The organism is Pseudomonas sp. NBRC 111139, assembly GCF_001753955.1.
Lineage (GTDB): Bacteria > Pseudomonadota > Gammaproteobacteria > Pseudomonadales > Pseudomonadaceae > Aquipseudomonas > Aquipseudomonas alloputida.
This window is the reverse complement of record NZ_BCBP01000056.1, coordinates 1-25284: the sequence shown is the minus strand read 5'-3', so window position 1 is coordinate 25284 and position 25284 is coordinate 1. Positions and strand designations below refer to the sequence as shown.

Below are 25284 nucleotides of genomic sequence, written 5' to 3'. Positions count from 1 at the left end.
ATTACGGTGTTGCCATGGCTTTTGATTTTCGCTTTGCATCGGTGGCCGATATCGATGCGCTGGTTGCCCTGGAGCAGGACTGTTTCACCCTCGACCGCCTGAGCCCGCGTAATTTCAACTGGATGGTGCGACGCGCCAATGCCTGCCTTATTGTCGCTGAACAACAGGGCCATCTGGCCGGCTATGCGCTGCTGCTGTTCCATCGCGGCACGTCACTTTCCCGTCTGTATTCAATTGCCGTAAGCCCGGCCTGGCGCGGCCATGGGTTGGGCCAGCAGTTGCTGGAGCAGGCGCAGGCAAGTGCGCTAGAGCGTAATTGCGCATGGCTGCGTCTGGAGGTGCGCGCGGACAACCCTGCGGCCATCAGCTTGTACGAAAGCAATGGCTATCAACGCTTCGCTGTGGTTGAGAACTACTACGAAGACCACAGCCAGGCGCTGCGTTTCGAGAAGCGTATCCTGCGCAGTGCTCCGCCCCCTGCACGGCAAGTGCCGTACTACGCGCAAACGACCGAGTTCACCTGCGGAGCGGCCTGCCTTTTGATGGCCATGGCTGCGGTCGAACAAGGGCGGGCCATGCACCGCAGCGAGGAAATTCAACTGTGGCGGGAAGCGACCACCATCTTCATGACGGCAGGGCACGGCGGCTGCAGCCCGCAGGGGCTTGCACTGGCGGCTTGGCGCCGCGGGTTCGAGGTGTGCATGGTGGTCAGCCAGCCTGGATCGCTGTTCCTCGATGGGGTGCGCAGCGCGCAGAAAAAAGACGTAATGCAATTGGTCGAGGATGGCTTTGCCGGGGCGTTGGCCGAAACCGACGTGCATCAGGTGCTGGCGCCCGGCCTTGATGTGCGTTCAGCGTTGCAAGCCGGGTTCAGGCCGGTGGTGCTGATTAGCAGCTACCGTTTCACCCGTCTGAAGGCCCCGCACTGGATTCTGGTCACGGGTTGCGATGACGAATTCGTGTACCTGCATGATCCTGATGTGGATCACAGCCGCCAGAAACGCATCCTGGATTGCCAGCATCTGCCCGTAAGCCATGCCGAATTTCAGCGCATGAGCAGTTTCGGCAGGCAGCGGGTAAGGGCCGCTGTGCTGTTGCGCGGGCGATAGAACGGCTGCACAGGTGAGTACGTATGGCATGGGCATTGAGTGAACGCAAGCAGTGCTCCGGATAGGGTCACATGCCGGAGCACTCTACGCTTCAAGCGTGAAGCAATGCCTCGAGCTGGCCCTTGCTGTCGAGACGTGCCAAGTCATCGAAGCCGCCGACATGCACCTGGCCAACAAATATCTGTGGGACGGTTCGGCGTTGGGATCGCTGCATCATTTCCGCCAGGTGCAGGGGTGACGCTTCAACGTTGATTTCGTCAGGGGTGATGCCCTTGCTCGACAGCAGTCGCTTGGCGCTCAGGCAGTATGGGCAGTGCGGGGTGGTATAGATAGTCACAGGGCTCATGGCGGTTACCCTCCTAGTTTGCCGATGGCGGAAAGTCGATATCGGTAGCGGCGATGTTGTTCAGGTAGTTGGTCAGGGTTAACAGCGTGACCTGTGCCACCACCTCCACGATCTTGCTATCAGTAAGCCCTGCCTCACGCGCGGCAGCGATCTGCTCGTCACTCAACTGGCCGCGCCTTGCCGTGATCTGCTGCGCCAGTGCGGCAACCGCGCTGAGTGTGCCGGCTCGGGCTTGGCTTACGGCCTCATCGCTCAAACCCGCCTTGCCGCCGAAGAAGGTGTGTGCGGCCAGGCAGTAGTCGCACCCGTTGATTTCCGAGGTGGCGAGGGCAACGACTTCACGCTCGGCGGCGCTCAGTGAGCTTTTACCCAACGCTTGGGCGAGGCCCAGGTAACCATTGAGCGCGACCGGAGCGTGCGCCAGGGTCCTGAATGCGTTGGGAATGAAGCCGAGACCTTTTTGAATGCCTTCGAGAGCTGCGCGCGAGCCAGTAGGCGCCTGGTCTAGCGAGAGAGCGGTAATACGAGTCATGGTCGTTCTCCAATAGGTTGAGTAACCGGCTTGTCTATCAAGCTTGGGGGCCATACTAGAGAGGCAGACTTTTCTTTCGGCTTCAGATCGTCGAAGTTATGCAACAGATCGTCTAAACCTGAGTGCGCTATGGACCGACTGTCGACACTACTTAAGCACTTCAACCTGCACGCTAGTGCGTTTCACCAGGGTGGGTTCTGTGGAACGACCCACCTTGGGCAACACAGTGTCGGGCACGCCCATCTGTTGCGCTCGGGGCGTCTGGCCTTCAAGGACAAGCGTGGGCAGCGTATCGAGTTGACCGAACCCACCCTGATTCTGGCGGTGCGCCCGCAGGAGCATCACTTGCTGGCCACCGACGCCGATGAAGCGGAGTTAGTGTGCGCCACCCTGCAATTCGATGGCGGCGCCAACAATCCGCTGACCCTGGCTTTGCCGGACTTCATCATCAAGCCCCTCGGCGAATTGCAAGGCCTTGATGGCACCCTTGACTGGCTGTTCGAAGAAGCCTTTGGAGATGAGTGTGGTCGTGATGTCATTCTCAATCGCTTGTTCGAGCTGATGATCATTCAGCTGCTTCGCCACCTCATCGCCAGCCGCAGCATCGCCTCGGGAATGATGGCGGGTCTGGCCAACGCTCAGCTGTCTCGCGCGCTTGTGGGGATCCACGATGAGCCGCAGCGCAATTGGTCCGTGGCGGAACTGGCGAATCTTTCGGGCATGTCGCGGGCAAGCTTCGCTTCGCACTTTCGCGAGATCGTGGGTATTACGCCTGCGGACTACCTGGCGAACTGGCGCATCAGTTTGACGCAAAAACGCCTTCGCGAAGGGCGCCCCATTGCCCTGATCGCCGATGAGGTCGGCTACGAAAGTCCTTCTGCGCTAGCCCGAACCTTTCGCCGCAAGGTGGGCGCGAGCCCGAAACAATGGCTGCAGCAGGGGACGGTGTGACGCCTGGTCGACCGACGTGTACGCCAGGCAATGAGCGAGGTCCTGCGCCCCATCGGGGTGGATTATACGTTCTCCCGAAGAAAATCGATGAACGCCATCGTCCTTGCCGAGCGGCGCCGCTCAAGGCTGAACACGGCGCTGACCGGCAGCGCGGTCGTCTGGTATTCGTCGAGCAGGCTACACACGCCACCCTGCTCGAAGTCTGCAGCAAACAGCCATTGGGGAGACAGGGAGATGCCCAGGCCACCGAGGACCATTTCACGAATGGCCTCGCTGTTGTTGCTGGTGACGTTGCCTTTGATTGCAACCTCAAGTGCTTCGTCACGACGGGTGAAGTGCCAGCGGTCGTAATGCTCAAGCAAGGTGAAGGCGATGCAGTTGTGGCCTGCCAGTTCGGCGGGCTCACGTGGCCGGCCATGGCGTTCGAGATAGGCCGGTGCGGCATAGACTCGCCGTGTGCTGGTGCCCAGGGGCACGGCCACCAGCCCCTCGCTCTTCACCACGCCAATGCGGATAGCCAGGTCGATGTTTTCCATGAGCAGGTCTTCGTTGTAATCGTTCAGGCGCAGGTCGATCTGCACATCGGGGTGGCGCTGTAGAAAAGTCCCGATCAGGGGCGCTATGCACAGCCTCCCATAGCTGACCGGTGCGGCTATTCGCAGGGGGCCGGCGATCTGCTCCTGGCCGCTGGCGAAGCTGCGTGTTGCATGCTCCAGCTGGCTGAGAATCTCCTGGCAGTGGCTGTAGAAGCGTTGCCCTTGATCGGTGAGGGCGAGGTGCCGGGTGCTGCGGGCGAACACGGCTCCGCCCAGGTACTGCTCCAAGGCACGGACCTGCTTGCTGACTGCCGGCTGCCCCATGTTCAGCTCCCGAGCCACTGCGGAAAACGAGCCACGCTCCACGACGCGCACGAAGATGCGCATGCTGTCGAACAGATCCATCGCTATTGGGCCTCTTTGGGGAATAAGTAATATCCAAATTTAGTTTCTTATCGGAATGAGGAAGGCGGTGCAACCTGTAAGCGTCCATTCATTCAGAGGTTTCCGTCATGAATCAGACCATGCTTGCCGCTATCGCCGAATCCGCCCAGACCCCGCTGGTCGTGCGCCACATCGCCCGCCCTGTGCCCGGTAAGGGGCAGGTTTTGGTGCGGATTCACGCCGCCGGGGTCAACCCGCTCGACACCAAGATTGCAATCGGTGCGGGTGCTCACGCCCGCCAGGAGTTACCGGCCGTGCTCGGCCTGGATCTCGCCGGTACGGTCGTCGAACTGGGCGAGGCAGTTGATGGCTTCACGCCTGGCCAGCAGGTCTTCGGCATGGCCGGCGGCATCGGCGGCGCCCAAGGCACCCTGGCCGAATACATCGCCGTGGATGCCAGGCTGATTGCATCAAAGCCGCATGCACTCGGCATGCGTGAGGCTGCCGCGCTGCCGTTGGTATTCATCACCGCCTGGGAAGGTTTGGTAGATCACGCAAATGTTCGTAGTGGTCAGCGTGTGTTGATCCATGGCGGCGCAGGTGGCGTCGGCCAAGTTGCGGTGCAATTGGCCAAGGCTCGCGGTGCCGAGGTCTACGCCACCGGTTCGGCGGGCAATCTCGACTTCATTCGCGCGCTGGGGGCCACGGCGATTGACTATCAAACGCAGCGTGTAGAGGCCTATGTCGAACAATTTACGGCTGGGGAGGGTTTCGACATCGTTTATGACACCGTCGGCGGCAGCACGTTGGACGCGTCATTCAAGGCAGTAAAGCCTTATACCGGGCACGTACTCAGCTGCCTCGGTTGGGGTCAGCACAGCCTCGCGCCTTTATCCTTCAAAAGTGCCACCTACTCGGGCGTATTTACCCTGGCACCGCTGCTAACCGGCAAGGGACGCGAACACCATGGAAGTATCCTGCGCGAGGCTGCCGTTCTGGCCAATGCCGGGCAACTGGCGATCCGGGTGGACCCGCAACAGTTTGCATTGGATGAGGTCAACGACGCATTCCGACAGGTTGCGGAAGGTCGCGGCAGGGGCAAGACGGTTATCCAGTTGGTAAGTGAATAGTCTCCCGAGCTTTATTAATCAGCAATTACCTGCCAGAAATGCCCGTTTCCAGCCTTGGCTGGCCTTCACAAACAACTGCCAAAGGGGGACATGGCAAGTGATCATGAAAGTTGTTCCTTGATATGAGGGGCTTTGTTCCAGGCGTTGCCGGCGGCCGGTCAAGCTGGCCGCAATCGAAGTGGTGACTTCGTCGCTACTGTCGGGAGGAAGGGGAGTGCCAGAAGAATCGATCATTCACGCGTGGTTATACCGGCATGAAGCAGCGCCGCGATAATGAAAGGCGCCTTCTTCTCTAGATACTCAGCCATCCCACCCGTATTGCTCGACTCCAACTGAAGCTTCAGCGTTTCATACTGTTGGCGGATCGAGGCATCGCGCCTAAGCAAATCTCTGAACCCCAGCATCTGAGTGATCGTCAGGTGGTCGCGGGTACAAACATGGAGCTTGTGCGTACGAATCCCATCCACATTGCGCCGGTAGAAATGATGGCCCTCTGACAGATCACTTCCCCGTACATACCCCAGAGCCATCAACACCTCGTCCCGCGCCGAGGTATTGCGATGCGCGTGAACCTCAATGAGCACATCGAGTTCGGGCTTCGCCGCCAGCCCTGGGACAGACGTGCTTCCAACGTGGTGGACAGCAATCAGTTCAGCGTCAAATGCAGAGGCAATGAGTGGCTTGTCTGTCAGGAAGCGGGCAGGCCATGTGGGATCGTAGGGGGCAATCTTGCTGGTCAGTGCCATGTCCGTTCCTTGGCGATAAATCCTCGAGGCGCCGGATTGTCCATCAAGGCGTGTGCTTTTGCCACTCACTTACAGGTCAATCACTGTCGCCGATATGTGTATTCGGAATCCGGGCGATTCACGCTTCAACACCTGCATATCGATAGACCGTCGCACTCCAATACTGGCTGCCGTTACGCGTTTGATGTTTCCATCCGTCTGCCATCAGGTGTTTGGAGATCATCCGATTCATGAAACCGTGACTGAACAACGGCTGTGACTCGTTTTGGCTGGCCGTGGCGCATCAGGATTATTTCCCCGCTCACAGTAGGCTGCCTTTTTCAAACCAGCCGTGATCACGGTACCACGCCACGGTGTCGGCGATTGTCAGCTCGAGTGCCCGGAAACTCAGTCCAAGCTCCTGTTCACTCTTGCGGTGGTCGAAACGGGTGCGGTCCTGCTCTCGTACCAGTAGACGCAACGTGGCCATGCTCAGCAGAATGGGTCTGCCGGTCAGGCGCGCATAGATCTCCTGAACAGCCGCCAAGGTGTATAGAAAGGGCAGCGGTATTTGTCGGGCTGGTGTCTTGACGCCCGCCATACGTCCTAAAACAGGCATCAGTTCGCGCATTGTCATATGTCGACCCGCCGCGAGATAGCGCTCACCTCGGCCCCCATGTCTGGCTGCGGCAATGTGTGCCAATGCCACATCGCGGGCATCGACAATGGAAAAACTGCCAGGGATCAACCCGGGCAATTTGCCCTGTACCACATCGTTGACCAATTGCCCCGACGAGGTTGGGCCAATGTCGCCAGGCCCCCACATCCAGCCAGGCAGGACCATACAGGCATGCATCTGGGGGTGGCTCTCAAGGAACGACAACACGACACGGTCAGCGAGGATCTTGCTGCGGTAGTAGTCATCTGCGTCGGCGTCGGCCCTCAGGCAGTTCTCCTCGATGGGGGGAAGCAAGGAAACACTGACCGCCGTGGTAAGCGTCACGCCTGGAAATTGCCCGAGTTCGGCATGTCCATCTACGGCGCTACCAAAGCCTTCGTGCTGTTTCTGTCACAGGGGCTGAGTCAGGAGCTGTCACCCAAGGGCGTGTACGTGCAAGCGGTGCTGCCAGCCGCGACCCGTACCGAGATCTGGGCGCGTGCCGGCATTGACGTCAACACACTCCCGGAGGTGATGGAGGTCGGTGAGCTGGTCGATGCTGCACTTGTCGGTTTCGACCGTCGCGAGTTGGTAACCATCCCGCCACTTCATGTTGCCGAGCGCTGGGATGCGCTGGAAGGTGCACGTCAAGGGCTGATGTCTGACATTCGACAAACCCACGCGGCTGAACGATATCAGCGGCCACTGAACGCGTGATTGTGTACGAATGATCGAATCCGCGGCCTCCGCTTCCCTATGAAACCAAGGCGACCAAGTCACACGTTGTGCTTGGCCGCCCGGTGACTTTAGATTTAAAGTCAACTTTAAGGTCAATAGGTTTTTCAGGGTGAGGTATGAGAATAGGCGAACTGGCAAAAATCAGTGGGCTGGCTCCGTCACGCATCCGTTTCTATGAAGCCAGTGGCTTGATCAGCGCCGTCGAGCGCAAGGCCAATGGATACCGGGACTATGCGCCTGATACCGAATGGGTGCTGCAACTCATAACCAGCGCACAGGCAGCAGGTTTTTCTTTGGAGGAGATCCGGCAGTTGATGCCGATGGACGCCAGTGGCTGGCGGCACGCCGAGTTGCTCACTGGGCTCAAGCAAAAGGTTGAGGAAATCAGTGCGCTGGAGGAACGGCTGGCACAAAACAAAGCGCAACTTCTGCTCGTCATCGAAGGCATCGAGGGTAAGCCCGAAGGCATGGCGTGCGCGGACAATGCGCAAATGCTGATAAATCGTTTGCGTGAAGAAGGGGTTGGCCAAGCGTCCGGCAAGCGTGCGGTAAAGTCCTCCACGAGAAAAAACGCCCGCCAGGCTTCCGAGGCCGGGCAGGCGTAAGGTCTCAGCGCTCGCCAATCAGGCCGGCGAGCGGTTTGGGTGCATAGAGCGCACTCTGAAACGCTGGCACGTATTCGTACTTCATCATTTTCCCAAGCTTCAGGGTGCGGAGGTAATTCGACAGAGCGCCGTCGCCTAGTGTGAGGGTGGCTGAATCTGCGTCGCGGCTCGAGCCGTGACGCAGTTGGCGGGAAACCGCATAACCGTATGCCAACTGGCCCTGATGATCGAGATTGGTGAAGCTGCTGGTGACGATATCGACTTCGCGAGAGAGCTTGTCGAGTTTCTTCGCTTTGAAGGACACGTCGACTTTTCCGGTCTGGCTGTCGGTGATGTCATAGACCACAGACTGGGCATCTTCTTTGCGGTCGATACCGGTCAGCCATTTAGGCAGGTTGTAACCGACGACACCACGCACCCGCGCGAGCTCGGTATTGACCGGCAGCTTGAGTACATAGCCCCAGAAGTCGCCGGACATCGACTGGCCAATCAGTGTGAACGGACCCAGATTGGCTTTGCCTGGCGTGTTGGTAATGATCGACACGGCCACTTCGTTATAGGCGTCGTTATCACAATGCTCATAGGTGTATGCAGTAAACGCAACCAAGCCCCGGCCTGGCCAGACTTGCAGGGGGGATGCGGTTGCTAGTACTTCCGGCGGCATCAATGCCCGAAGTGCGTCCAAGTCGGCCGTGTAGACAGCCGTTACCCGACTGTTCTGGTAGTAAAAGTTCGGGGAGTATGACTCGAAGCCGATGTCGACCTTGTGCTTTTCCAGTCCTTTGAACCAGCTCAAATCAACACCCGGCAGCTCTGCTGCAATCACCGACAAGGGCGGGTTCGAGCGATAACGGTCGTACAGGCCGCCTTTGACGACCGGCACTGGGTGGCCTGCGATTTCGATTGTGCTGGTTTCAGTCGACGTGAGCATTTCAGGCGTCCCCGCCAACCCTTGGTTGGCAATTGAGCTGAACAGCAATCCTGTTAATACGGTGCGTGCGAGTTTCAATCGGTCTTACTCCGCGGGTGGGAACTGCTTGAGGGGTCAGCGAGCGACGTTGTTGCCAGAGAGCACCGCCACCACGGCTTCAGCTACGGCTTTGGGCGATTGAGGGTTTTGGCCGGTGACAAGCCTTCCATCCGTGATGGCAAATGACGTGAAGGGCAGCCAGCCTTTGCGGTACCGAGCCCCCTGACTCACCAACTTGTCCTCAAGGACGAAGGGCACCTGGTTTTTCATGCCGGAGAACAGCTCTTCGCGATCAGAGAAGCCGGTGATGTTCTTGCCCTTGATGATCAACTGGCCCTTTTCATCCTTCAGATCCAGCAGGCCCGCTACGCCATGGCAGACGGCCGAGACGATGCCACCCTGGTTGTAGATGGTTTCGGCGACACGTCGCAGGTCGGGATTATTGGGGAAGTCCCACATCACGCCATGGCCCCCGGTGAAGTAGATGACGCCGAACTGGGACGGATCGATATCGGCGATCGGCAGCGTGTTTTGCAAGCGAGTGCGAAAGGCCGGGGACTGCAAATGCTCACGCGCGGCTTTGTCCATGTACAGCCAACCGAGACTGCGCTCGTCCAGTGGCACCGCACCGCCTTTGGGACTGGCAAAAACTGTGCTGTAGCCAGCCGCCTCCACCACATCGGTGAAATGCGTCAGCTCAGTAAGCCACAACCCCGTGGAATCGGTGCGTGAGGGATATCTGGCGTGATTGGTCAGAATCACCAGCATTTGGCGATTCTTGGCAGTCATTGTGGAAGCGGCGGTGCCAGCAGTTGAAAATGTCATGAAAGCGCTACCTATCAGTACCAACGCATAAGAAACAACGGTCTTGAGCATCACCCGAGTTCCATTACTCAAGCAGGTCAGCGCATGCTCACCTTAAACCTCGCTTTAAGGTCAATCCCCAATGCTGCAAATAATTTCCGACGCATCTGGCGCTGGGGTTTGATTCGCGCTCGAGCTGTTCACCCGGTGCTGCCAAGACTTCGATTGAACACCCCACTCGGTTGTCGGGCGCCCATCGGGTGACACACTTGCCAGGTGCTGGCGCGTTGAAAATCGACTGACCTTGAAAAAGGTATTGACCTTAAAGTCGACTTCAAACTTAAGGTGGCCGCATATCCAATTGAGGACTGCTCCATGAATGTGTTCGACACCCTGATGCTTCCCAACGGTTCGACCGTCAAGAACCGAATCGCCAAAGCCGCCATGGAAGAGAACATGGCGGATGCCGACCAGGCGCCTTCCGAAGCACTCATGCGTCTCTATCAAGCGTGGGCCGACGGTGGTGCCGGCCTGATTATCACCGGCAATGTGATGGTCGACGGCCGCGCCATGACCGGACCGGGTGGTGTGGTGTTACAGGACGATCAGCAACTGGACAAGTTCAAGCGCTGGGCGCGTATTGGTCGATCCGGCGGCGCGCAGTTCTGGTTGCAGATAAACCACCCAGGGCGGCAGATGCAGTCCAATCTTGGGCAAAAAACCTGGGCACCGTCAGCCGTGCCGCTGGAACTGGGCACAATGTCCAAGCGTTTTGCCACGCCTCACGCGATGCCCCCCGGCGTGATCGAAGAAGTTATTCAGCGCTTTGCGAACACCGCACGCCTGGGCGAACAAGCCGGATTCACAGGTGTGGAGATCCACGCGGCCCACGGCTATTTGTTGAGCCAGTTCCTTTCGCCGTTGACCAACCAAAGGAAGGACGAGTGGGGTGGCTCTCTGGAAAATCGGGCGCGCCTGTTGCTCGAAATCGTCAAGGCGGTCAGGGCCGTGGTTTCTGTGGATTTTGCAGTGGCGGTCAAACTCAACTCCGCCGATTTCCAGTGTGGAGGGTTCACCACCGAAAACGCGAAAAAGGTCGTTGAGTGGCTCAACGACCTGGGCGTAGACATGGTGGAATTATCGGGAGGCAGCTACGAAGTCCCCGCCATGCAGGGTGTCGCGCGCGATGGTCGCACCCTGGCTCGCGAAGCTTATTTCGTCGAGTTCGCCCGTGATCTCCAAACCGTCGCCAAAATGCCGGTGATGGTCACTGGCGGTATACGTCGCCGCGCGGTGGCCGAAAGCGTCGTGCAGAGCGGTGTGGACATGGTGGGTATCGGCACGGCGTTAGCCATCGATCCGCACTTGCCTCGTGACTGGTTGCAGGGCAAAGACAACGCCCCTCAATTGCCGGCGATCACCTGGAAAAACAAAGCCATCGCATCCTTGGCAAACATGGCAGTAGTGAAGTTTCAACTGCGCAAACTCAGCCGGGCTAAAAAGCCTGATCCGAGCGTTTCGCCGTTGCGCGCGCTGATCGTGCAACAGCTCTTCATGGCTTATCGCACGCGCCAGTATCGAAAATGGATTGAAACGTCTGCGCATGACAAGGGCCTGGGAGACGCAAGATGACGATCGCTGTAGAGGGCTCGTTGGCTGTTTGGCAATGCGCCTGAAGCAGAAGTTTGGGACCGGCATTTTGTGACTGGTGGCCAGAATCGAGAGGAGGGCGGGATTTTTGATAATTGGGTCGTCCCGGCTAGCCTGGCTTCAGATGTCTTCGCAGATGTCCAGACGTTGGTAGATGGCCAAGCAGACGGGGAGGTGGCGTTTCCCGGTAGCGGATATGTTCGCGTGTCCCCCGTTGTCAGCTTCTGCGCGGCTGAAGGGTCATGACCCATGCGCGTAGCTAAACGATGTGCTGACGCGGCTGCCGACGCAGTGAGCCAGTGAGACCGAGCAACTGCTTCCGCATCTGCGGATGGCTGACTGATCTGTGCAAGGTGTGTACGCTGGCCGCTTACTCTTTAGCACTCCATTCGAGATATCCATATGACACCCAATCCGACAACCGATAACGCATTACGCGTTGCGTTGGTGACAGGATCAACGTCCGGTATCGGTGCAGCCATTGCACGTGTCCTTAGCCGGGCAGGCTATGCGGTGGTGCTCCATTCGCGAAATTCTGCGGATACGGGACGCGCGATGGTTGCCGAAATGAAGCAGGCTATTTACTTGCAAGCTGATCTTGCTGTCGAAGCTGACAGGGTCAGGCTTGTTAACGAGGCTATCGCCGCGTGGGGGCAGCTCGACGTACTGGTCAATAACGCCGGTATTAGCAGAGTCATTGCGCACGGCGACCTTGCCGCTGCCAGTTCGACGGTGTGGCACGAGCTTAACGAGGTTAATGTCGTGGCACCGTTCCATCTGGTTGCTTTGGCCGAGTCGGCACTGCGCGATGCTGCCCGTTACCGTCGAGCAGGTTGCGTCGTAAACATCAGTTCGCATGCCGGTACCCGTCCTAAGGGCGCATCGATTCCCTATGCGGTAAGCAAAGCTGCGCTAAATCACATGACCCGCTTGCTCGCGCTATCGCTGGGGCCAGACATTCGCGTAAACGCTGTGGCGCCTGGCTTGGTCGACACGCCTCTGACCGCAGAGTGGACAGAGGCCCAAGAGTTGTGGCGAACTCGCGCACCCATGCGCAGGGCCGCCAGCCCAGACGACATCGCAAAAGCTGTTGTCATGCTGGTCGAGTCGGACTACTTGACCGGCGAGATACTCCTTTCAGACGGTGGGTTGAATCTGACTTAGGTTTAGCGTGTTTCGGTGGAGCAGAAGAGAAGAAGGCCATATGGGCTGCTGGCCCATATGCCTGTTTACGGGCCAGCAAGCGGCGGGATTCACGCCCTGATCGCCTCAAGTAGCCCTATGATGTCGAAGATGCTCAGCCTTGGCGCCACGATCTCGACGATCAGAAGGTTAGACAATCGCAGGCGTTTTCACACAGCCTGGACCCAAAGCAGCCCTTCACGAAGGACTTCTAACGACCGATTGCAATCGGTCGCGTACGCCTGCAGTCGATCAAAGATATCTACTCATTCGCGGGTTTGTGGGGCGGGTAAAAGTCAGACGCCTTGAAGGTCGATGACTCAGTGCTTGTAGAGTAACGCTTCAACTACAACGCCAAACGCTGACGAATGTTCTCGGCGATTGGGGTAGTAGAGATGGTAACCGGCAAAGGGTTGGCACCAATCTTCCAATACCCGCACAAGGCTACCGTCCGCTAGCTCCTTCGCCACCATGTCCTCCGGCAGGAACCCCAAGCCACATCCCGCCACGGCCGCACGCAGGATCGGCAGGCTGCTGTTGAACGTCCATTGTCCTTCGACACGGGCCTTCAGTTCGTGACCATCCTTCTCAAAATCCCATTGCATCAGGCTGCCATGGGTGGGTAGGCGTAGATTGATGCAATTTTGCGCGGCCAGATCACCGGGCTCCTTCGGCACCGGCCGCTGTTTGAAATACTCGGGTGAGCCCACGACCGCGATGCGCAAGGGTGGGCCGATAGGAACGGCGATCATGTCCTTAGCCACCTGATCTCCCAAACGTACTCCGGCGTCATAGCGTTGCGCGACGATGTCGGAGAGGGCGTAGTCGACTGTGATTTCGACTTTGATGTCCGGATAGTCGGGTAGCACCTTCAATAGCTTGGGCCACAGAATATTGTTGGCGGCATGTTCGGATGCTTGAATCCGCACATTGCCTGCTGGGGTGTCACGAAACTCGCTGACCGCAGCCAGTTCGAGTTCAATTTCATCGAACCTCGGCGCCATCGATTGATACAACCGCTGACCCGCCTCGGTGGGCGACACGCTGCGGGTGGTACGTGTCAGCAGGCGGACGCCCAATCGGCTTTCCAGCGCGCGCATGGTGTGGCTCAGCGCTGACTGCGAGACGCCAAGTTGAGCGGCCGCGCGGGTGAAACTGCCTTCGCGAGTGATGACCACGAAGGCTTGCAGGTCGTTTAGATTGGCGCGTGACATTGATGAGAACCTCTCATGAGGGGCGCGGGATTAATCCATGAAAGCAGGTTAGACACGGAAGCGCGACCCCAAGAGCGGTAATTACAAGGTGCGGGCGTAAAACGCGGTCAGTTTGCCAATTGCGGCATCGACATAACGCGGCACCCAATAGGTTTCGATGTGCGTCGCGCCGTCGAGGATAAACACTTCCTTGTCGGTGGTGCCGGTGGCTTTGGGCAAGGCGTCCTGCGTCATGTACAGGCTATCGGCTTTGCTGCCCGCGATCATCAGCAACGGTTGGTTGATCAGCTCGATATGGTCAGTGGCGTCGAAACGCATCAAGTCGATCAGGCTGCTGGTGGTGTATTTGAAGGTCGAGTTCGGGTGCGCGTGGGTCTTCCAGTAGTATTCATAACCTTGGCGATACAGCTCGAAGGGCAGTTTGGCAATCTGCTCGTCGGTGAGGTTGGCATCGCCCGAGTACAGCACCGCGCCGCCGGCCGCTTCTTGCGCGCGGGCTGCTGACGCCTGTTGCAGGCGTTGCTGAATGCTGTCCAGTTGCGAGTCGTTGTAGCCGTTGCGACGTACCCGGCCCGAATTGAACATGCTCACGGTTGCCAGCGATTTGAAGCGTTTGTCGGTTTGCGCTGCCGCCAACGAATAACCACCGCCACCACAGATGCCGAGCAGGCCCAGACGCTTGTCATCGACGCCGGCAAATTGGCTGATGAAGTCGGCCATGCCGTGAATGTCTTCGATGCGATACGCCGGTTTATCGATGCTGCGCGGCTGACCACCGCTGGCACCCTGATACGCCGCATCGGCCGTGATGGTGATGTAGCCCTGTTCGGCCAGGCGTTGGGCATACAGACCGGCGACTTGTTCTTTCACGCCGCCATTGGGGTGGGCAACGACCACGGTCGGGTAGGTCTTCTTCGCATCGTAGTTGGCTGGAGTGTAAACGTTGGCGGCGATGTCCAGACCATTGAGTTTGTAGCTGACCGGGTGGATGTTGACCTTGCCCGGTTCGTTCTTGCTGATCGCGCCGTCGTAGGTGAGGGTGAACGGGTTCTTTTTGTAATCGGCGGCCAAGGCTTCGCCCGCCGAGAGGCCGACCAATGCCGACATGAGCGTGGCTTTGAGAGTGTTTTTCACGTGAAGCTCCTGAGCAATCAAAAGGGCGGCAGTTGCAGATGTGTTTGGGTCAGTCCAGTTGTTTATCTCTGAGGAATTGCGCGACCAGGTCAGCGATCTGCACGTTGTTCAGATCCGACATGGGGAAATGGGTATTGCCGTGAATGCCGATTTCCGGCAGATGGATCAGTCGAACATCCCCGCCGTGGCGATTGACCGCGTCACGCCAGAGCCTGGCCATTTCCAGGCGTGCGCGCCAACTGTCCTGAGCGGGCAGGTCGACCGCCTGCTCCGGGATGTTGTCGCCGTAAAGGATCAGGATCGGAATGCGAGTGAGGGCCATGAATTGCTCCATCGGCACCGCCGCGCCTTGCACCGTGTCGAACGCGCTGGGAATCGGCGCAGGCACTTCACCATCTGCAAACACGAAGCTGCTGCCCGGCTCGAACGCCACGATGGCCTTGACCTTGTCGTTCTTGATCGCCGTCAACCAGCCCGGCCCGCCACCTTGCGAGTGGGTGAATAAAATCCCTGGGCCGATTTTGTCGAAAAGTGCTGACACGCCATCAGCGACCACGCCCATGTCGAACGGCCCGGTGTTCGGCGTCATCGCCCGGAAAAACTGCTCGCGGGTCTGGGCGTCCTGTGCCACTTGTACGCCCTTGAAGTAGTTGGGCCACAAGCCGATGCGGAACTGGTTGAACCACAGTTGTTCGTCAGGCACAGGCTTGATTGTGGTCTCGACCATGCTGCGCCCGGCATCGCCACGCCGGGGCTGATCAATCAGATAGACGCCGTAATGGCGGCGCAGAAAGATGTTCTGAAAGCCTTCGCGACCATCGGCGGTGGTTTCCCAGGTCTTGGAAAACTGACCCGCACCGTGCCACATGACGATGGGCAGCTTTCGCGCATCCACCGGGATTTGATAGAAGGCGTAGGCATGGTCACCATGGTAGGTCTGGCCGTTGGGCGTCATCGGTTGGTGCGGGTTGAAGGTGCCCGGTGCAGTGGTCACCGTTCCGCCTGCGGCGAAGCTGCCTTGTTGTTGAATCAGCAACGGGCCATCGGGGTGGTTCGCGCAGGCCGCCAACAGGCTCAACAGCGTGATGCTCAGCAGGTACTTTGCAGATTTCATGTCATTTCCCCGACGCCGCGAGGGCCTGGGCCAACGCGGTGTTGGCGCGTTCAGCCGTCTGCGCGTCGCCGTGTTTTTTCAGCAGTTCCGTGACCTCGTGCAACTGTGCCGGGCTCAGACCGACGCGCAGGCTCGCCGCCATGTGCGAGCGTAGTTGCGGCTCGACCCCAGGCGTTGCCGCCAGGGCCCCGACGGTCGCCAGTTCGCGGCTTTGCCAGTCGAGGTTGTCACGCTCGAAGATGTCGCCGAACAGGTGGGTTTGCAGGAAACGGTTGATCACTGGCGCGAACTCGAACACCGGGCCTTTGACCGGGGCGCCGGAGATCCGGGTTTGATTCGCAGTGCCGGCGGCCAGCAACTCATCCCCGATCGGGGTCGGCCGGCTCGGCTCACGCCCCGGCGCGTCTTCGATACCGCGCTTTTTGCGCGCCTGCACCACGGTCATCAGCTCGTTCAAGGCGTTAAGGCTACGCGGGAAGCCCACATAGGCGTACAGCTGCACCAGAATTTCCCGGGTTTCGCTGATGGTCAGGCCGGCATCGAGCCCTTGATTGAGCGCGGTGTTGAGGTTGGGCATGTCGCTGGTCGCCATGAACGCGGCGATCAGAGGGATCGTTTGTTGTTGGCGCGACAAGGTGGCTGCGCTGGCGGGCTTGCTGGCCATGGTCTGCGATGCCTCGGTTGCTTGAGTGGTAACGCTGAACATCGCCCCGATGCCCAGACAAAGCGCCATGAGTGTGGGGAGGGTAGCGTTGTTGCGTGTGTCAATGGTCATCGTGAAAGGCTCCATCCATTGCAGGTCACCGGGGTGTCGCTGGATCGTACGGAGGATGGTTGTATCGATTAACCCCGAAATTGCGCATGGACTTCTGAGCAGAGCTCATGAGTCGACCTTGACCTTACCGCTGCAATTCCGGCGCGACCCCGCTGATGCGGGGCCTGCAGGGCGGATGACGGACTGCGATAAAGGGGCCGGGCGAGCAACTTCGACACATTCCGTAACTTCATTGGCCGGCGTATTGCGCCTCCGAGACCTGTTCTGCCCAGGTGACGGTGTTGCCGTCCTCGGCTTCAGCGATGGCGATGTGGGTCATGCCGTTGCTGGCCGTGGCGCCATGCCAGTGACGGGTGTGCGGCGGAATCCAGACAGTGTCGCCCGGCCGGATTTCCTGTCGCGGGCCGCCCTCTTGCTGCACGTAGCCGACGCCGGCGGTGACGATCAGCGTTTGCCCCAGCGGGTGGGTGTGCCAAGCCGTGCGTGCGCCGGGCTCGAAGGTCACCGTGCCGCCGCCGATGCGCGCCGGCGCATCACCGTTGAACAGGCCATCAACGCGCACCGTGCCGGTAAAGTTTTGAGCAGCGCCCTTGACCGAGGGCTGCGAGCCGTTCGGCGTAACGCGGATTTCGCTGGCGGCCTGGGATTCTGCCGCCATGAATGACAAAGCAACGAGTGGTGCAATCAATCGGTTCATCGGGTCAACTCCGTTCAGACGCGAAAGTGGCGCCGCACGTGGCGCCGCGTTGGGCAGACTCAGAGTCCGGTCATCTTCAGTGCCGATTCCGGCAGGCGTTCACCGTGCACTTGAATCTGCGCCATCTGTTGGTTGATCTCGCGCAGATCGTCACCGGTCAATTGCAGTTCGACTGCGCCCAGGTTCTCTTCCAGTCGATGGGGTTTGGTCGTGCCTGGGATCGGCACAATCCACGGTCTCTGTGCGAGCAACCAGGCCAGCGCCACTTGCGCCGGCGTGGCGTGTTTGCGTTGCGCGACGGCTTTCACCACCTCGACCAATGCCAGATTGGCCTTGCGCGCTTCAGGGGAAAAACGCGGGACGAAGTTGCGAAAATCGCTGGCATCGAACTGCGTGTGCTCATCGATCTGGCCGGTGAGGAAACCGGCTCCGAGGGGACTGAACGGTACGAAACCGATTCTCAGTTCTTCCAGTACGGCCAGCAGCTCCAACTCCGGGCCTCGCCAGAACAGCGAATATTCGCTCTGCACCGCCGTGACCGCTTGCACCGCGTGCGCCCGGCGAATGGTTTGCACACCCGCCTCAGATAGGCCGAAATGCTTGACCTTGCCCTCAGCGATCAGATCCTTGACGGTGCCGGCGACGTCTTCGATGGGGACCTGCGGATCGACGCGGTGCTGATAAAACAGGTCGATGCAATCGGTGCGAAGACGCTTCAACGACGCCTCGGCCACGGCGCGTATATGTTCCGGGCGGCTGTTGGTTCCACCGCCGCGTGCACCGGTGATCAGGTCGATATCGAAGCCGAACTTGGTGGCGATGACGACCTGCTCGCGGATCGGCTGCAAGGCCTCGCCCAGCAGTTCTTCATTGGCGAACGGGCCATACGCTTCGGCGGTGTCGAACAAAGTGATGCCTTGCTCGTGGGCCGAACGAATCAGCTTGATCATGCCGGCTTTGTCGGCAGCCGGCCCATAAGCCGAGGTCATGCTCATGCAGCCAAGGCCCAGTGCAGACACTTCCAGGCCATTGCCCAACGTGCGGATTTTCATGATGTCACTCCGTACAGAATTCGATTAACGCGTGCAGGGGTGATTGCTCAGCCAGCCGTTCACACGTTCCATGGTCTTGCGCTCCTGCTCACTCTCCATCACAAAACCTTCGAGAAGCCTAACCTTAGGCGCGTGCTCGACCAGCACGCTGCGGCTGTTGCCCAAGCCATAACCGCCGTGGGTATTGAAGGGGATGAGGGTCTTGCCGGTCAGGTCGTGGGCGCTGAGAAAGGCGCGCACGATGGGCGGGGCGGTTTCACCCCAGATCGGAAAGCCGAGATAGATCGTGTCGTAGTCGCTGAGGGCGTGAACCTTGTTTTGCAGCTCGGGCTCGAAGCCGCTGTCACGCTCCTGACGCGCTTGCTCCACGGTTTGCAGATAGTCCTCGGGGTAGGCGTGGGCCGGGCGAATCTCGAAGAGATCGGCACCGAGTCCACGCTGGATCAGCCCGGCGACCACGCGGGTATTGCCTGAGCGCGAGAAGTACGCGACCAGAATCCGCGAGCCTGAGCGCGGTGTTTGACGGACGCCTTGCGTGTCGGCGAGCGACAGCAGCGGGGCGCTGGCCAGTGCGGCGATCACCGTGCGCCGCAGCGGGTCGTGATCGTTGCTCATCGACCTACGCGCGCCTTAAGGGCCTCGGGATAACGCTCGCCTTCGATGCGAATCTGCGCCAGCGCTGTATCAATTGCCTTAAGTTCGAAGGCGTCAAGCGTGATGTCCGCGCCGCCGAGGTTTTCTTCCAGGCGATGCAGTTTGGTTGTCCCCGGAATCGGCACAATCCATGGCGCCTGAGCGAGCAGCCATGCCAGTGCGATCTGTGCGGGTGTCGCTTGTTTCTGCGCGGCGATCTGACGAATCAACACCACCAGTCCCTGATTGGCTTGCAGCGCCGACTGACTGAAACGGGGGACGATGCTGCGGAAATCGTCGCTGCCGTAAGTGGCCTGCGCCGACACCGTGCCGGTGAGAAAACCTTTGCCCAATGGGCTGAACGGCACGAGGCCGATGCCTAACTCCCACAGCGTCGGCAGGATTTCCTGCTCAGGCTCGCGCCACCACAGCGAGTATTCGCTTTGCAACGCTGCGACCGGCTGTACCGCGTGCGCACGGCGAATGGTCTGCGCACCAGCTTCCGACAGGCCGAAGTGCTTGACCTTACCTTCGCCAATCAAGTCTTTCACCACCCCGGCGACGTCCTCGATCGGCACATCCGGATCGACGCGGTGCTGGTAAAGCAGATCGATGTAATCGGTCTTCAGTCGACGCAACGAACCCTCAACCGCGACCCGGATGTGCTCAGGGCGGCTGTTGAGAATCTGCTGTTTATTGTCGTCGCCGAAGGTGAAGCCGAACTTGGTGGCGATGACCACTTGATCGCGCACCGGGGCGAGGGCTTCGCCTACCACTTGTTCGTTCAGGTAAGGGCCGTAAACCTCGGCGGTATCGAAGAGCGTGACGCCTCGGTCAACCGCCGATCGGATCAGCGCAATGGCTTGTTTTGTGTCAGTCGCCGGGCCGTAGCCATGGCTCAGTCCCATGCAACCCAAACCCAGGGCTGACACTTCGAGTGAACTGTTTCCGAGTGTGCGCTTGTGCATTTGGATCTCCCGACATTTGGCGTTGGGAGAACAGTAAGCGAGCTAACGAGCGGGGACTAGACGGTGAAATCGGCAAGGGTTCATGAGGTTTGCTCATCAGTCCCAGAAATCGGGAGGTGGCGACTGTGTCCTCATGAACGCCTAGACGCCCTAAGCAAGTGCTCAGAAACAGGCCGTTCGCGTTTAATAGTAAATAATCGAGCGACCGCTTCTGGTCGTTAGCTGCCATTGGTAAAGGGCAGCTGGTTTATTGCATGAGCCACTTAGCCAGGACTTGCTTACCTACGGTCAGTGAATACCACGCTTGCAACTGACCGAGGCCACATTGAAAAGTACCTCGTATTGCCGGTATTCCTGTGACGTGATATGTCGAGGCCTTGGGCCACGGTCTAGCGTTCGGTCATAGTCGAGCAGCACATTGCACGTCACCCATTCGCCAATCTGGGTTGTGGCGTTGGCCGCCCGCATACGCAACTTCGCCTGTTCGTCGGCATTCTCCATGAGCACCGGGATTCTGATTGGCTGGGGAACCAAGGCCACGTGCACGCCATCGCCATCGCCTGCAAACCCCAAACTTATGGTGTGATTGCCGTCGCGTTCAATCCGCGTTATCGCTGACAGCCGCGTGGCAAATCGCTGCGTCGTCCGCAGCTGGCCAAGGGTTTGCCCCTTCAGTTTTTCCCAGTATTCATTGTTCGGATTGTGTGCGTTATAGGGAGGCGCTGCCCGGTCGTAGGGGTTGCCCGCCTGCTTTAGTGCCAACTGACGTTGATAATAGCGATCGCGGCAGACGACATTGGTAGACTCGTCCAGCGGACGGCCGGACTTGGCGCTGTAAAGCAGTGCGGAGGCACAAGCGAAGTCATAGCGACCGTTGAAGTATAGATACAAGCCGCTGCCGGCAGGGCTCTTTTTCGGCATCAAGTCCAGTTCACCACCACTCGCAGCAGCAGAACCGGGTACCACGCCGGCAGGTATCAATGAGGCCAGCGAGTTGGCTGTCTCATCAGAGAAGCGAATCCTGGTTTTGCCATCGGGCATGCGCTCAGCGGTCATGCAGCCGGCCATGGTCAATGCGGCCATGATTGGCAAAAGGGGTTTGAGCTTGATCATTTAGCGTCCTTACTTTAAAACCGTCCACTCGACACCGTATGGTGGCAAACTCGGCATATTGCGTGAAAACGGCCAGTCTTATAGCAAGAATTGGATGCTTTACAAAGTACCTGTCGCTGACTGCCCTCAGCCGCTGAAGTAGCCCGTGGAGCGACGGGCACAGCTAATGATCATCAACCTTTGCTCCCGTCAGTGGCTGACGAATTTTAAACACCAAGCGTAGGGGTATGAAGGAATGCACCGGCACCTTTCGGTCCAGGCTGTGTGAAAACGCAAGTAAGTACGTCGAGTAGCGAAAGAAGCTGGGGCAGCCTGTAAATTCAACAGATGTAAGTGCAGATCTACCTCAGTCGGGCGCCAGGCGCGACATGTGCTATCTGGGCCGCGGCAGCGGCCCAGATAGCCGTATACGGACGCACTCATGTCCTGATCGCTTCAATCATCCCAGCGATGCCAAGGATGCTCATCATTCGTTTGAGATTGTAAGCAAGCACGTGAAGGCTCATCTCGGTGCTTACCCTCGGCAGGGTTTTGGTCAGGAAGTGAGTGCTTCCCATCCAGTATTTGAGCGTTCCGAAGGGATGCTCCACCGTCTGCCGACGAACCTTCATCTTTCCTGGGTCATGCTCCAATCGGATCTGCACGGCTTCGACTACCGTTTCATGCTCCCAGCGCTTCAACCGGCGTCCCTTACCCGTCGTACACTGCTTCTGCATGGAGCAACTTTGGCAGCCAGAGAACCCGTAGGAGTGCAGCAACATGCCGTCCTCGATCGAAGAGTGCCTGCGGGTCAGTAGCCGACCCGCAGGGCATCGGTATTCATCCGATGCAGCAATGTAGATGAAGTCCTGCTTACCGAATCGGCCTTGCGCTTTGCTGCTTGATGTCAGCGGCTTCGGGACAAAAGTGGTGATCCCGGCCTGCTCGCAAGCAAGGATTTCCGGACCTTTGTAATAGCCTCGGTCGGCTACCACTGTCAGCGACTCAGCGCCGATCTCTTCGTCGGCCACTCGTGGCCATTGAGCGCGCATCAGGATCGGTAAGAGAGATTTGCTGATCTGGGCTGGCGTGAAGCTGCGCTTCAATGTCCTTGAGCTTCGTCATCTGCTGTTTCAGCTTTTCTATTTTTTCGCTCAGCCGTTCAGCCTTGGCCTCGGCGACCTCGGGCGCTGCCCGATCCGCCGAATCCATTGCCGCAAGATAGCGGTCAATGCTCTGCTCGATCTGCTGCATGCGCGCCTTGATCTTGCCCTGGGTGAAGTTGCGATCGCGGTTATTCACGTCTTTGAATTTGCTGCCGTCAATGGCGATGATCGACTGGGTGAAGAGATTGAGGTTGCGGCAAAGCACTACGAATTGCCGGCAGACGCTGCGAATGGCTTTGCCGTTGTCTCGGCGAAAGTCGGCAATCGTGTTGAAGTCAGGAACCAACCGGCCCGTTAACCACATCAGCTCGACATTGCGCTCTGCCTCGCGCTCAAGCCGGCGGCTGGACTGAACCCGGTTGAGATAGCCGTAGATGTAGATTTTCAGCAGCACTGCTGGATGGTACGCCGGACGAGCCGTTGCCGCAGGATCGACACCCTCGAAACCGAGTGTTCCAAGGTCAAGTTCATCGACAAAAACATCGACTACCCGAACTGGGTTTTCTTCGGTGATGTAGTCGTCCAGGCACTCCGGCAGCAACGTGACTTGCGTCCGAGACTCACCTTCTACGAATCGCTTCATGATCGTCCCCGCCACGATCTCGACGATCAGAAGGTTAGACAATCGCAGGCGTTTTCACACAGCCTGGACCCTTGGCTGTCGTTCGCGGATGCCAGGCTCCCTAGCAGATGCGCTACATGTGATTACGCATTTAGAACCATCTCCATAAATCACAAGTAGAGAAGCAGCGCATCTGGCGAATGTTTGGCAGCACCAGCCGCATACCACCAATGATGTCAGAATGGTGGCCGATGAAAAAACGTGAGATCATAGGATCGAAACCTTCTGTGGTTTGACGTAGGGGCCCTACCGGATACGCCATCAGACGCAAGGAAAGCGTGTTTAGCCCAATGGCGACGCCGCTTCACCAAACCGCATGCCTTCAGCATCCGGACACACCCAATGCCTACTCGGCCATGCCCCAAGCTCAACCTACGCATCCTCCTCCTGGCGTTCGTGCTCATCGCGGCTTTCTCAACGCTAGCTAACACATTCTGGGTCATGCTCACGACTCAAAGAGCTGAACTGGTTGAAAACGCACTTCAAACCAACGAAGCCTACGCCTCTCGAATCGCAGATAGCCTGGAGGGGGTTTTAACGTCCGACCTCGATCGCTTGCGTTACGCAGCTACCTCGATTGGAGAAAATTTCTCCGACCAAAGCGCTTTAACAAAAGAAGCGCATCGCCTTCTGAACCAGGACCGTAGCTTCAACTCGGTGCTCATCGCAGATGCCGAAGGAAAAGTCATCGCGTCCGCTCCGCGCAGCATGCGCCTGGACGGGCAACTGCTGCAAAATCGATTACCTCTATCCAAGCGGGAGCCTATGATCAGTGATGCCTTCCAATCATTGACTGATCATCTGGTAGTGTTCGTTTCACACCCCGTTTTCAACCGCAACAAGCAATATCTCGGTATGGTGGGCGGAAGCCTCAGACTCGAGCAAAAGAATACTATCCAAGCGCTGATGGACCTGAACGTACGCGAAGATGGTGCTTATATTTTTCTCGTTGATAGCCAGCGCCGAATACTGTTCCACCCTGACCCGAAAAAAATTGGAGAGGTCTTGGTGGCTAACCGTCTTGTTGATGCCGCGCTCGATCACACCAACGGATCGATGCAGGCGATCAATGAAAGTGGGAATGAAGTGCTGGCCGGATACGCCACAATCCCTAGCAGCCACTGGGGGGTAGTATCCCAGCAGCCGCTCGCCAGTATACAGGCGAGCTTGGAGAGCACCGCGAAGAAAGTCGCAAAAGGTGTTGCGCCACTCGGTCTGTTTGGCCTTCTAATGGTCTGGTGGATTGGGCGGAAAATTTCTGTACCCCTTTCCCGCTTGGCCGAGAACGCCAAGCGCCTGGACGCACCGGAGTGCTACGAACGCATCATTGCGATACCAGCCGATTATATTGAAAGCTGGCAGATTCGCCGTGCATTGCTCTTAGCAGCCAATCTCCTTCAGGAGAAGATTGGCAGGCTTAATCTCCAAGCTCAAAGCGACCCCTTGACCGGCCTGACGAATCGCAGGGGAATGGATGAAGCGATAGGTTTATGGCAAGAAACCCTCAAGTCATTCGCAGTCATCTCAGTAGACATAGATCACTTCAAAGCAGTCAACGATACTTATGGCCACGGGGTTGGTGATGAAACTTTACTCGAGGTGGCCCGGCTGATGAAACACGCTTCGCGACCAGATGATTTGGTCTGTCGAGTAGGGGGCGAAGAATTTGTGTTATTACTCCCAAATAGCCCGGCCTCTGTTGCGACAAATGTTGCGGAAAGACTGCGAGCAGTCGTAGCATCGGCGCAGTTCGAAACTGTTGGCCATATAACAATATCGCTAGGCGTCGCCCTCTGGAGAGCGGGTGAGCCAGTGACGGCCACCTTTGAAAAGGCAGATCAACTTCTTTACCGAGCCAAGTCTCTAGGCCGTAATCGTGTCGTTTCTGAAAACCTAAACTTACAAGTAGCAGGCTGACGAGAAGGCGCTATAGTGCAGATGCGCCGCCCCTGTGCTTGACCGTTTCAAACACCAGGCTGTGAGGTCTACGTCATGATTCGCAGAACGTCGTTTTTATTACTCATAGGTAGCCAAATACCGTGGACAGGGTCGGACGTTTGAGTGGTGCTGTGGATAGATGCGTAATAGAGACCAGATGTCCCGCCAAGCGCTATCGATGTTGAATGGACGTCCGCCCACTGCTGAACGTCCGCTGTGGGTCGAAAGCAGCCGGTCACGAATGCCCGCTTTCGACCCACAGCGGTCGGCCACGGTCTATCTTTTAAGACTTGAGTCAGATTGATCGAGGCCTTGATGCATGAATTCTCTCTGGATCGCAGTGGCCATTTTTGGGTGCTTGGTTGCCGCCTCGCTTCTCATGATGCAGTGGTACCCAAAGCTGGCATCCCACCATAGAGACGAAGACACAAATACAGTGATTCGCCTGGTAGCTAACATTTTTGTGGTTATGACATCGCTGGTCTTTGGATTGATGATCAATTCTGCCAAAAATACCTTCGAGTCCATTGACGCTAACTTTCATGGGTATGCAACCAGT

At 58.2% G+C, this 25284-nt stretch carries 23 protein-coding genes and 5 pseudogenes; 10 read left to right on the top strand and 18 right to left on the bottom strand.

Annotated features, from left to right (window positions below; genetic code table 11):
* The first annotated feature begins 14 nt into the window (after nt 1-14).
* Nucleotides 15-1109, top strand: a complete 1095-nt coding sequence (locus BJQ17_RS21735; RefSeq protein WP_004576679.1) for a GNAT family N-acetyltransferase/peptidase C39 family protein — start codon at nt 15-17, stop codon at nt 1107-1109.
* Nucleotides 1110-1200: 91 nt separating this feature from the next.
* Here BJQ17_RS21735 and grxC read toward each other — a convergent pair whose 3' ends face one another.
* On the bottom strand, nt 1201-1455 hold the full coding sequence (gene grxC / locus BJQ17_RS21730) for a glutaredoxin 3 (RefSeq protein ID WP_003248196.1): 255 nt from the start codon (nt 1453-1455) through the stop codon (nt 1201-1203).
* 13 nt (nt 1456-1468) lie between these two features.
* On the bottom strand, nt 1469-1987 hold the full coding sequence (locus BJQ17_RS21725; RefSeq protein ID WP_010953859.1) for a carboxymuconolactone decarboxylase family protein: 519 nt from the start codon (nt 1985-1987) through the stop codon (nt 1469-1471).
* Nucleotides 1988-2116: 129 nt separating this feature from the next.
* Between BJQ17_RS21725 and BJQ17_RS21720 the strand changes: the two genes are divergently transcribed.
* A complete protein-coding gene (locus BJQ17_RS21720) occupies nt 2117-2938 on the top strand; it encodes an AraC family transcriptional regulator (protein WP_003248200.1) in 822 nt (273 codons plus the stop codon).
* Between the two features lie 62 nt (nt 2939-3000).
* Here BJQ17_RS21720 and BJQ17_RS21715 read toward each other — a convergent pair whose 3' ends face one another.
* Nucleotides 3001-3879 carry a LysR family transcriptional regulator gene (locus tag BJQ17_RS21715; RefSeq protein ID WP_070096619.1) on the bottom strand — a complete coding sequence of 293 codons (879 nt, stop codon included), beginning with the start codon at nt 3877-3879 and terminating at the stop codon, nt 3001-3003.
* Between the two features lie 107 nt (nt 3880-3986).
* On the opposite strand from BJQ17_RS21715, the gene BJQ17_RS21710 reads away from it, so the two are divergent.
* On the top strand, nt 3987-4988 hold the full coding sequence (locus BJQ17_RS21710; RefSeq protein ID WP_070096618.1) for a zinc-dependent alcohol dehydrogenase family protein: 1002 nt from the start codon (nt 3987-3989) through the stop codon (nt 4986-4988).
* Nucleotides 4989-5218: 230 nt separating this feature from the next.
* On the opposite strand, the gene BJQ17_RS21705 is transcribed toward BJQ17_RS21710, so the two are convergent.
* From BJQ17_RS21705 to BJQ17_RS21700, 3 genes and pseudogenes are all read right to left on the bottom strand, one after another.
* On the bottom strand, nt 5219-5734 hold the full coding sequence (locus BJQ17_RS21705; protein WP_070096617.1) for a GrpB family protein: 516 nt from the start codon (nt 5732-5734) through the stop codon (nt 5219-5221).
* Between the two features lie 118 nt (nt 5735-5852).
* Nucleotides 5853-5984 (bottom strand): annotated as a pseudogene (locus BJQ17_RS32195) (histidine phosphatase family protein); the annotation flags it as partial.
* Nucleotides 5985-6035: 51 nt separating this feature from the next.
* A pseudogene (locus BJQ17_RS21700) lies at nt 6036-6674 on the bottom strand (oxidoreductase); the annotation flags it as partial.
* 54 nt (nt 6675-6728) lie between these two features.
* Between BJQ17_RS21700 and BJQ17_RS21695 the strand changes: the two are divergent.
* Nucleotides 6729-7088, top strand: a pseudogene (locus BJQ17_RS21695) (SDR family NAD(P)-dependent oxidoreductase); the annotation flags it as partial.
* 137 nt (nt 7089-7225) lie between these two features.
* Nucleotides 7226-7714: a MerR family transcriptional regulator gene (locus tag BJQ17_RS21690; RefSeq protein WP_070096616.1), complete on the top strand. Its 489-nt coding sequence runs from the start codon at nt 7226-7228 to the stop codon at nt 7712-7714.
* Nucleotides 7715-7718: 4 nt separating this feature from the next.
* Here the strand turns inward: BJQ17_RS21690 and BJQ17_RS21685 are convergent, their stop codons facing one another.
* Both BJQ17_RS21685 and BJQ17_RS21680 read right to left on the bottom strand, forming a co-directional pair.
* On the bottom strand, nt 7719-8645 hold the full coding sequence (locus BJQ17_RS21685; protein ID WP_083285092.1) for an acetoacetate decarboxylase (ADC): 927 nt from the start codon (nt 8643-8645) through the stop codon (nt 7719-7721).
* Nucleotides 8646-8759: 114 nt separating this feature from the next.
* Entirely contained in the window at nt 8760-9563 is an 804-nt protein-coding gene (locus BJQ17_RS21680) for a type 1 glutamine amidotransferase domain-containing protein (protein ID WP_033726764.1), read from the bottom strand.
* Between the two features lie 300 nt (nt 9564-9863).
* Here BJQ17_RS21680 and BJQ17_RS21675 point away from each other — a divergent pair, with 300 nt between their 5' ends.
* The 3 genes from BJQ17_RS21675 to BJQ17_RS21670 all read left to right on the top strand — a co-directional run bounded on the left by BJQ17_RS21675 (nt 9864) and on the right by BJQ17_RS21670 (nt 12302).
* Nucleotides 9864-11120, top strand: a complete 1257-nt coding sequence (locus BJQ17_RS21675; protein ID WP_070096614.1) for an NADH:flavin oxidoreductase/NADH oxidase family protein — start codon at nt 9864-9866, stop codon at nt 11118-11120.
* A 69-nt stretch (nt 11121-11189) separates the two neighbouring features.
* The gene (locus BJQ17_RS32620; protein ID WP_332880144.1) at nt 11190-11384 is read left to right on the top strand and encodes a DUF6196 family protein; all 195 of its coding nucleotides are present in this window, start codon (nt 11190-11192) and stop codon (nt 11382-11384) included.
* A 156-nt stretch (nt 11385-11540) separates the two neighbouring features.
* A complete protein-coding gene (locus BJQ17_RS21670) occupies nt 11541-12302 on the top strand; it encodes an SDR family NAD(P)-dependent oxidoreductase (protein WP_019751731.1) in 762 nt (253 codons plus the stop codon).
* A gap of 338 nt (nt 12303-12640) precedes the next feature.
* On the opposite strand, the gene BJQ17_RS21665 is transcribed toward BJQ17_RS21670, so the two are convergent.
* The 10 genes and pseudogenes from BJQ17_RS21665 to BJQ17_RS21620 all read right to left on the bottom strand — a co-directional run bounded on the left by BJQ17_RS21665 (nt 12641) and on the right by BJQ17_RS21620 (nt 22748).
* Nucleotides 12641-13534, bottom strand: a complete 894-nt coding sequence (locus tag BJQ17_RS21665; RefSeq protein WP_003248221.1) for a LysR family transcriptional regulator — start codon at nt 13532-13534, stop codon at nt 12641-12643.
* Between the two features lie 81 nt (nt 13535-13615).
* Nucleotides 13616-14668, bottom strand: coding sequence for an alpha/beta hydrolase (locus tag BJQ17_RS21660; protein WP_070096613.1), 1053 nt, complete (start codon nt 14666-14668; stop codon nt 13616-13618).
* 49 nt (nt 14669-14717) lie between these two features.
* Nucleotides 14718-15662, bottom strand: coding sequence for an alpha/beta fold hydrolase (locus tag BJQ17_RS21655; RefSeq protein ID WP_175442749.1), 945 nt, complete (start codon nt 15660-15662; stop codon nt 14718-14720).
* Nucleotides 15663-15783: 121 nt separating this feature from the next.
* Nucleotides 15784-16557, bottom strand: coding sequence for a carboxymuconolactone decarboxylase family protein (locus BJQ17_RS21650; protein ID WP_070096612.1), 774 nt, complete (start codon nt 16555-16557; stop codon nt 15784-15786).
* Nucleotides 16558-16786: 229 nt separating this feature from the next.
* On the bottom strand, nt 16787-17254 hold the full coding sequence (locus tag BJQ17_RS21645) for a cupin domain-containing protein (protein ID WP_003248227.1): 468 nt from the start codon (nt 17252-17254) through the stop codon (nt 16787-16789).
* Nucleotides 17255-17313: 59 nt separating this feature from the next.
* On the bottom strand, nt 17314-18306 hold the full coding sequence (locus BJQ17_RS21640; RefSeq protein ID WP_047604911.1) for an aldo/keto reductase: 993 nt from the start codon (nt 18304-18306) through the stop codon (nt 17314-17316).
* Nucleotides 18307-18330: 24 nt separating this feature from the next.
* A complete protein-coding gene (locus BJQ17_RS21635) occupies nt 18331-18921 on the bottom strand; it encodes a flavodoxin (protein ID WP_070096611.1) in 591 nt (196 codons plus the stop codon).
* Nucleotides 18918-19907: an aldo/keto reductase gene (locus BJQ17_RS21630; protein WP_004576666.1), complete on the bottom strand. Its 990-nt coding sequence runs from the start codon at nt 19905-19907 to the stop codon at nt 18918-18920. Before BJQ17_RS21630 ends, BJQ17_RS21635 begins: the two co-directional genes overlap by 4 nt.
* Nucleotides 19908-20195: 288 nt before the next feature.
* Nucleotides 20196-21020, bottom strand: coding sequence for a hypothetical protein (locus BJQ17_RS21625; RefSeq protein WP_070096610.1), 825 nt, complete (start codon nt 21018-21020; stop codon nt 20196-20198).
* A 419-nt stretch (nt 21021-21439) separates the two neighbouring features.
* Nucleotides 21440-22748 (bottom strand): annotated as a pseudogene (locus tag BJQ17_RS21620) (transposase).
* A gap of 480 nt (nt 22749-23228) precedes the next feature.
* Here BJQ17_RS21620 and BJQ17_RS21615 point away from each other — a divergent pair.
* Complete coding sequence (locus BJQ17_RS21615; RefSeq protein ID WP_256559880.1) at nt 23229-24704, top strand: diguanylate cyclase; 1476 nt, start codon at nt 23229-23231, stop codon at nt 24702-24704.
* Between the two features lie 340 nt (nt 24705-25044).
* A pseudogene (locus tag BJQ17_RS31905) lies at nt 25045-25284 on the top strand (hypothetical protein); the annotation flags it as partial.